Source organism: Actinoallomurus acaciae, assembly GCF_042429965.1.
Taxonomy (GTDB): Bacteria; Actinomycetota; Actinomycetes; order Streptosporangiales; family Streptosporangiaceae; genus Actinoallomurus; species Actinoallomurus acaciae.
Map to the genome: position 1 here is coordinate 1 of NZ_JBHLZP010000409.1, position 7,261 is coordinate 7,261.

The 7,261-nt window shown below is 70.9% G+C and carries 4 protein-coding genes and 1 pseudogene; 3 read left to right on the forward strand and 2 right to left on the reverse strand.

Translation table 11 applies throughout. From position 1 onward, the window contains the following. The 3 genes and pseudogenes from ACFFNX_RS36570 to htpG form a co-directional block, all read left to right on the forward strand. Positions 1–190, forward strand: a pseudogene (locus tag ACFFNX_RS36570) (FAD binding domain-containing protein); the annotation flags it as partial. 130 nt (positions 191–320) lie between these two features. Continuing rightward, positions 321–2,345 (forward strand): xanthine dehydrogenase family protein molybdopterin-binding subunit, encoded by a 2,025-nt coding sequence (locus ACFFNX_RS36575; RefSeq protein WP_378210563.1) that lies wholly within the window; start codon positions 321–323, stop codon positions 2,343–2,345. A gap of 108 nt (positions 2,346–2,453) precedes the next feature. Continuing rightward, positions 2,454–4,385, forward strand: coding sequence for a molecular chaperone HtpG (gene htpG / locus ACFFNX_RS36580; RefSeq protein WP_378210564.1), 1,932 nt, complete (start codon positions 2,454–2,456; stop codon positions 4,383–4,385). Positions 4,386–4,439: 54 nt separating this feature from the next. Here the strand turns inward: htpG and ACFFNX_RS36585 are convergent, their stop codons facing one another. Continuing rightward, complete coding sequence (locus ACFFNX_RS36585; protein WP_378210565.1) at positions 4,440–5,819, reverse strand: discoidin domain-containing protein; 1,380 nt, start codon at positions 5,817–5,819, stop codon at positions 4,440–4,442. 99 nt (positions 5,820–5,918) lie between these two features. Continuing rightward, the coding region (locus tag ACFFNX_RS36590) for a beta-1,3-glucanase family protein (protein WP_378210566.1) at positions 5,919–7,261 on the reverse strand (1,343 nt) is incomplete at its 5' end.

Here is a 7,261-nt window from a genome sequence, read left to right on the forward strand (position 1 = left end):
CGTCGCCCACGCGCCGTGGCGGTCCGAGCGGGCCGAGGCGGTGCTCCGGGGCGCCCCGGCGACGGAGGAGGAGTTCATCCGGGCGGCCGAGGAGGAGCTGGCCGAGGCGCGGCCGCTGCCGCGCAACGCCTACAAGGTGCCGCTCGCCCGCAACCTGATCGTCCGGACCCTGCAGGAACTGGTCTCGTGACCTCTCCCCTCGTGACCGTGGGAGATTCGCACGGCTCGCGCCGTAGGTCCGGCACCGGCGATCCCGCCCTGCTCCGCAGGGGTCCGATTCCTCCCCGCGCTGAAGGGCGGGGTCTTCGCGGAGGATTCAGATGAACCGCATCGAGGGACGCGACAAGGTCACCGGCCGCGCGCGGTACGCGTTCGAGTACCCGGCCGAGGACGTCGCGTACGTCCATCCCGTCCAGGCGTCGATCGCCCGCGGGCGGATCCGCTCGATCGACGCGACCGACGCCCTCGCGACACCGGCGGTGCTGGCCGTGCTGTCCTGCGCGGATCCGCCGGAGCTCGGCTCCCGGGAGGATCCCGAGCTCGCGCTGTTCCAGAGCGACCGGGTCGCCTACCGCGGGCAGCTCGTCGCGGCGGTCGTCGCGCGCACGCCGGAGACGGCGCGGGAGGCCGCCGAACACGGCGTGCGGATCGTCTACGACGCCGGGCCGCACGACGTGCTGCTGCGGGCGGACCACCCCGGTCTGTACACCCCGGAGACGGTCAACCCGGGGTTCCCGGCCGAGACCCGGCGGGGCGACGTCGAGGCCGGGTTCGCCGGCGCGGAGGTCACCGTCGACGCGACCTACACGACGCCCACGCTGCACAACAACCCGATGGAGCCGCACGCCACGATGGCCGTCTGGGAGGAGAACGGCGACCTGACGCTCTACGACTCGACCCAGGGCTCCGCCGACGACCGCGACACGATCGCGGGCGTGCTCGGCCTGCCGCCGGAGCGGGTACGGGTGGTCGCGCCGCACGTCGGGGGCGGCTTCGGCTCCAAGGGCACCACGCGCCCGAACGCGATCCTCGCGGCGCTCGCGGCGCGGGCCGCGGGGCGCCCGGTGAAGCTGGCGCTGACCCGGCAGCAGATGTACGACGTCACCGGTTACCGCACGCCCACCATCCAGCGCGTCCGGCTCGGCGCGGACGCCGAGGGGCGGCTGACCACGATCAGCCACGAGGCCGTCGAGCAGTCCTCGACGCTTGTGGAGTTCGCCGAGCAGACCGCCACGCCCACGCGGGTCATGTACGCGGCGCCGAACCGCCTGACGACCCACCGGCTCGTCCGCCTCGACGTGCCCACGCCGTCGTGGATGCGGGCACCCGGTGAGTGCCCCGGCATGTTCGCGCTGGAGTCGGCCATGGACGAGCTGGCGATCGCCGCCGGCATCGACCCGATCGAGCTGCGGGTGCGCAACGAGCCCGACGCCGACCCCGAGAACGGCCTGCCGTTCAGCTCCCGCAACCTGGTCGCCTGCCTGCGGGAGGGCGCCCGCCGGTTCGGCTGGGAGGGGCGTGACCCCCGGCCCGGGATCCGGCTCGACGGGCGGTGGCTCGTCGGCACGGGCGTGGCCGCCTCCACGTATCCCGCGCGGCGGATGGCGTCCATGGCCGACGCCATGGTCGAGGACGGCGACTTCGTCATTCGGATCGCCGCCGCCGACATCGGCACCGGCGCCCGTACGGTGCTGACGGGCATCGCGGCCGAGACTCTGGGGGCCGCCCCGGAGCGCGTGCGCGTCCAGATCGGCGACAGCGCGCTGCCGCGCGCCTCGCTCGCGGGCGGCTCGATGGGGACGGCGTCGTGGGGCTCGGCGGTCGTACGGGCCTGCGAGGCGCTGTTGAAGAACGGTGAGCGCGGCACCGCCGACACCACCGAGGACGTCGAGGCCGACGCCGGCTTCTCCCGGCACGCGTTCGGCGCGCAGTTCGCCGAGGTGCGGGTGGACCTCGACACCGGTGAGGTCCGCGTGCCGCGGCTGCTCGGCGTGTTCGCCGCCGGGCGGATCCTGGATGAGAAGCTGGCGCGCTCGCAGTTCATCGGCGGCATGACGATGGGCATGGGCATGGCCCTGATGGAGCGGACGGTCGTGGACGAGCGGGGCGGCGGTTTCCTGAACCGCGACCTCGCGCAGTACCACGTGGCCGCCTGCGCCGACGTCCGGGACATCGACGCGGTGTGGATCGAGGAGGAGGACCCCCACCTCAACCCGATGGGCTCCAAGGGCATCGGGGAGATCGGCATCGTCGGCACCGCCGCCGCCATCGCCAACGCCGTGCACCACGCCACCGGACGGCGGGTGCGCGACCTTCCGATCACGCCGCCGAAACTGGTCGGCTGACGCGGGGACGAAGCGGATCTCGCTACGCTGAGACCTTGCCTTTGGACGGTGCCGCGCGGCCTCCCGCGCGGGCCGGGGACGAGTTGACGCAGGGAGCAGGAGTACCCGATGAGCGCGCCGACGCAACAGGAGACGTACAGCTTTCAGGCCGAGGTGGTTCAGCTTCTCGACCTGATGATCCACTCGCTGTACAGCAACAAGGAGATCTTCCTGCGAGAGCTGATCTCCAACGCCTCCGACGCGATCGACCGGCTGCGGTTCGCGCAGCTGACCGAGCCTGGTCTCGACAAGGACGAGACCGAGGAAGAGCTGCGGATCCATGTCGCGTTCGACAAGGACGCACGCACGATCACCATCACCGACAACGGCATCGGCATGAGCCGCCAGGAGGTGATGGACAACATCGGCACCATCGCCAAGTCCGGCACCCGTGAGTTCTTCCAGGCGCTGACCGGCGACCAACGCAAGGACGCGACGCTCATCGGCCAGTTCGGCGTCGGCTTCTACTCCTCGTTCATCGTGGCCGACCGGGTGACCCTGACCACCCGCCGCGCCGGGCAGGCCGCCGGGGAGGGCGTGCGCTGGGAGTCCGACGGCCGCGGGGAGTACGCCCTGGAGACCGTCGAACGGCCGCAGCGCGGCACCGAGCTCGTCCTGCACCTGCGCGAGGGCGAGGACGACCTGCTCAACCACCACCGGCTGCGCACGATCATCCAGAAGTACTCCGACCACATCAGCCTGCCGATCGTGATGCCGGCGGACGGCGAGGAGGCCGGCGAGGATACCGTCGTCAACCGCGGTTCCGCGCTGTGGGCCCGCCCGAAGAGCGAGATCAGCGACGCCGACTACAACGAGTTCTACAAGCACGTCGCGCACGACTTCACCGACCCGCTCGCCCATCTGCACAGCAAGATGGAGGGCACCTATGAGTACACCCTGCTGCTGTTCGTCCCGGCGACCGCGCCGTTCGACCTGTGGATGCCCGAGGCGCGCCACGGCGTGAAGCTGCACGTCCAGCGGGTGTTCATCATGGACGACACGGGCCAGCTGATGCCGAACTACCTGCGGTTCGTCCGCGGGGTCATCGACTCGGCCGACCTGCCGCTCAACGTGTCCCGCGAGATCCTGCAGAGCAGCCGGGTGGTCGACAACATCCGCTCCAGCGCGGTCAAGAAGGTGCTGCGCCTGCTGAAGGACCTGGCCGAGAAGGAGCCGGAGAAGTACGCCACGTTCTGGCGGGAGTTCGGCGACGTCCTGAAGGAGGGCGTGCCCGAGGACTACTCCAACCGCGACGAGATCGCCAAGCTGCTGCGGTTCACCACCACGAAGTCCGCGACCGACGAGCCGGACACCTCCCTCGGCGACTACGTCGCGCGGATGAAGGAGGGCCAGGACAAGATCTACTACCTCCTCGCCCCGACGCCCGCCGCCGCCAAGGGCAGCCCGCATCTGGAGATCTTCCGCAAGAAGGGCATCGAGGTGCTGCTGCTGGGCCAGGCCATCGACAACTGGCTGGTGACGAGCCTGCCGGACTTCGAGGGCAAGCGGTTCCAGTCGGTCGCCCAGGGCGTCTCCGACCTCGGCGCGATGGAGGACGAGACCGAGAAGGAGGCGGGCGAGAAGGCCGGCACCGAGCTCAGCGGCCTGGTCGAGCGGCTGAAGAAGGCCCTCGGCGACAAGGTGTCCGACGTGCGGACCACGAACCGGCTGACCACCTCACCGGCCTGCATCGTGGCCGACGAGCCGGACCTCGAGATGAACCTCATGCGCCGCATGCAGGGCTCGGGGATGCCGAGCCGCCCGATCCTGGAGATCAACCCCGAGCACACCCTCGTACGCCGCCTGGACCGGGAGGCCGACGAACAGCGCCTGGCCGACTGGGCGCACGTCCTCTACAACCAGTCGGTGCTGACGCTCGGCGCCCGCATCGAGGACCCGGCCGAGTTCGTCGTACGGCTCAACGGCCTGCTCCTGACGCTCGCCGAGGAGACCGAGGACACTGAGGACACTGAGGACACCGACGCCGACGCCGAGGAGTGACCGGGGTGGAGTGGGCCGGGGCGCCCCGGCCCACTCCGCTCCCCCTGTCAGGTATCAGGTGCCGAAGACCTGGAACTCCCACAGCGAGTAGCCGTACGCCGTGCCGCGCTGGGTGCCGTACATCCGCACGTAGCGGCCCGACCCGGAGACGCTCAGGTCCTGCACTCCCCCGGTGCCGCTGGTCGTCGAGTAGACCGTCGTCCAGTTCGTGCCGTCATTGGACGTCTGGATCTGGAACGCCTTGCCGTAGGCGGCCTCCCAGTTCAGCACGACGTGGCTGAGCCGGCGCACCGAGCCGAGGTCGACCTGGAGCCACTGCGGGTCGCTGAACGCGCTGGACCAGCGTGAACCCGTGTTGCCGTCCGTGGCGTTGGCCGCCGCGGTGCCGGGCGCCTCGGTGGAGGAGGCGGTCGTCGTGTGCCCCTGGGACAGGTTCGTCCCCGTGCCACCACCGCCGCCCGGCGCCTTGTTGTAGACCGCGACGTAGTCGACGTTGAGGGAGCCGCCGGACACGGTCGAGGCGTTGGGCCCGCCGCCGAACGCGTCGGGGAACCCTCCGCCCATCGCCAGGTCGAAGATGATGAAGAACGGGTGGTCGACGGCGTTCGCCCAGGTGGTGGCGTCCACGCGGTCGGCGGCCAGCGTGAAGTAGTTGTTGCCGTCCAGGTACCAGCGGATCTGCTCCGGCGACACCGACCGGTCGATCTGCACGGCGTAGGTGTGGTAACCGGTCTGGCAGCCGGAGCAGGCGCGCTCGCCGCTGCCGATGCCGGTGGACTCGTTGCAGGGCCCGCCGGGGTTCGTGCCGCAGTGGAGGGTGCCGAACACCGAACTGCGGCCGTTGATGTCCTCGAGGATGTCGACCTCGCCGGACGTCGGCCACGGCGTGCCGCTGCGCAGCGTCGAGCCGAGCATCCAGTACGCCGGCCAGTAGCCGGCCCCGTTGGCGGTGGTCACGTTGGGCTGCTGGATCGACGCCTGCATCATGACGACGCCGCCGGCGGGCGCGCCGAACGTCGCGGCCTGCGTCTCGACCCGTCCGGAGGTCCAGCCGGCGCGCGGGTCCGAGCCCGAGTGGAGCGCCTTGAGGACGAGATGACCCGCGCCGTCCTGGTAGACGTTCGCGGTGCTGTCGGTCATCGTCTCGATCTCACCGGTGCCGAAGCCGCTGCCCGGTCCGGTGTCGTACTTCCACGTGCCGGTGTTCAGGCCGGTGCCGGCCGCTCCGGTGAAGTCGTCGCTCCACGTGGTGGTGAACCCGGCGGGCGGGGCCGGCACCGCGGCGGGCCGTGCGGGGGCCGCCCCGCCGGGCGCGCTCGCGGCGGCGGTGGCGGGTGTGATCACGCCGATGGCGAGGATGAGGGCGCCGGCTCCCACCTTGAGCCGGCGCGCCCAGGAGGCGCGGAGATGCCTGTCTTGCCGATCGAATGACACGATGTGCTCCTTTGCGGGGGCCGTACAGACCCACCCGTACGGCCCCCTCTCGGCGGGGGGGTGACGGTCGACTTCCGGTGGAGCGTGGTCGGGGGTGGCTCACCAGCCGACGGCGACGAGCAGGTACTGCGGGTCGCCGTGGGAGATGAACGAGGACTGGCCGGCGACGTCGTCGTAGGGGAAGCCGTAGGCCAGGTGGTCGATCGCGTGGTCGTGCCAGAACCTGGCGTAGTAGTTGGCCGGGGCCGCCTTGTAGTACTGGCTCGGGTCCGACTGCTGCGACTGCCCGGCGACGTGCCGGTTGAGCGCGGCGCACAGGTCCGGGTTGCCGGCCAGCGAGCCCGCGCATCCGAACACGTTGGACGTGGGCTCGTTCGCGCCGTTCGCCTGCGCGTAGCTCGTGAAGTAGTTCGCGTACTGCCCGCCCGTGCGGAACGCGCTGTCGCTGCCGGGCGCCGGGATGTAGTACGGCGCCTGCACGGTCGCCAGGTGCTTGAACTCGGCCGGGACCTCGTTCTGGAACCGCTGGAACGTCGCGGACCGGTCCTCGGCGAACGTCGCCTGGTCCTCGCCGACCTGTGTGTCGTAGCCGTCATGGGCGTGCAGCCGCATGGCCAGCTTCAGGCCGAAGCCGTCGACGCGCGTCGTGTTGCCGTTGAAGACGTCCGGCCCGACGGTGAACTCGATGAAGTCCCGGTACTGGCTGTCCGGCGAGCCGAGGTAGAAGTACATCCGGCCGGCGGAGTTGGCGGGCATGTCGAAGTAGGGCTGGTCGGCGATCGAGTGCGTCTGCCCGTTGAAGCTCCAGTAGACCTGGCTGTCGGGGTACTTGCCGTTGGTCCGGTTGAGGATCTTCAGTTCGAGGACGTTGTGCGCGGCCGGGATGCCACTGGTGTCGCCCCAGAACGAGTCCGGCGGCGGCGTCGTGGTGGTCCCGGAGTAGACCGCGAACTCCCACAGCGAGTAGCCGTACTGGGTGCTGCGCGTGGTGCCGTAGATCCGGATGTAGCGGCCGGTGCCGCTGACGTTCAGCGTCTGGGTGCCGCCGGTGCCGGTCGTGGTGCTGTAGACGGTGGTCCAGGCGGACGCGTTGTCGGAGACCTGGATCTGGAAGGCCTTGGCGTAGGCCGCCTCCCAGGTGAGCGTGACCTGGCAGATCTGCTGGGAGGAGCCGAGGTCCACCTGGAGCCACTGCGGGTCGCTGAAGGCGCTGGACCAGCGGGTGCCGGTGTTGCCGTCCACGGCGGCCGACGCGGGGGTGCCGGAGTTCTCCGTGGAGGAGGCGGTCGCCGGCCGGTTCAGCGCGGCGTTGCTCCCGCCGCACGCGGCGGCCTTGGCGGTGCCGGACGCGCCGGCCGTGAGCGGGGTGCCGGCCACGAGGGAGCCGACGAGAAGCATGATCGCGGCGGAGGCGATCAGCAGGAGGTGGGCGGGCGCGCGAC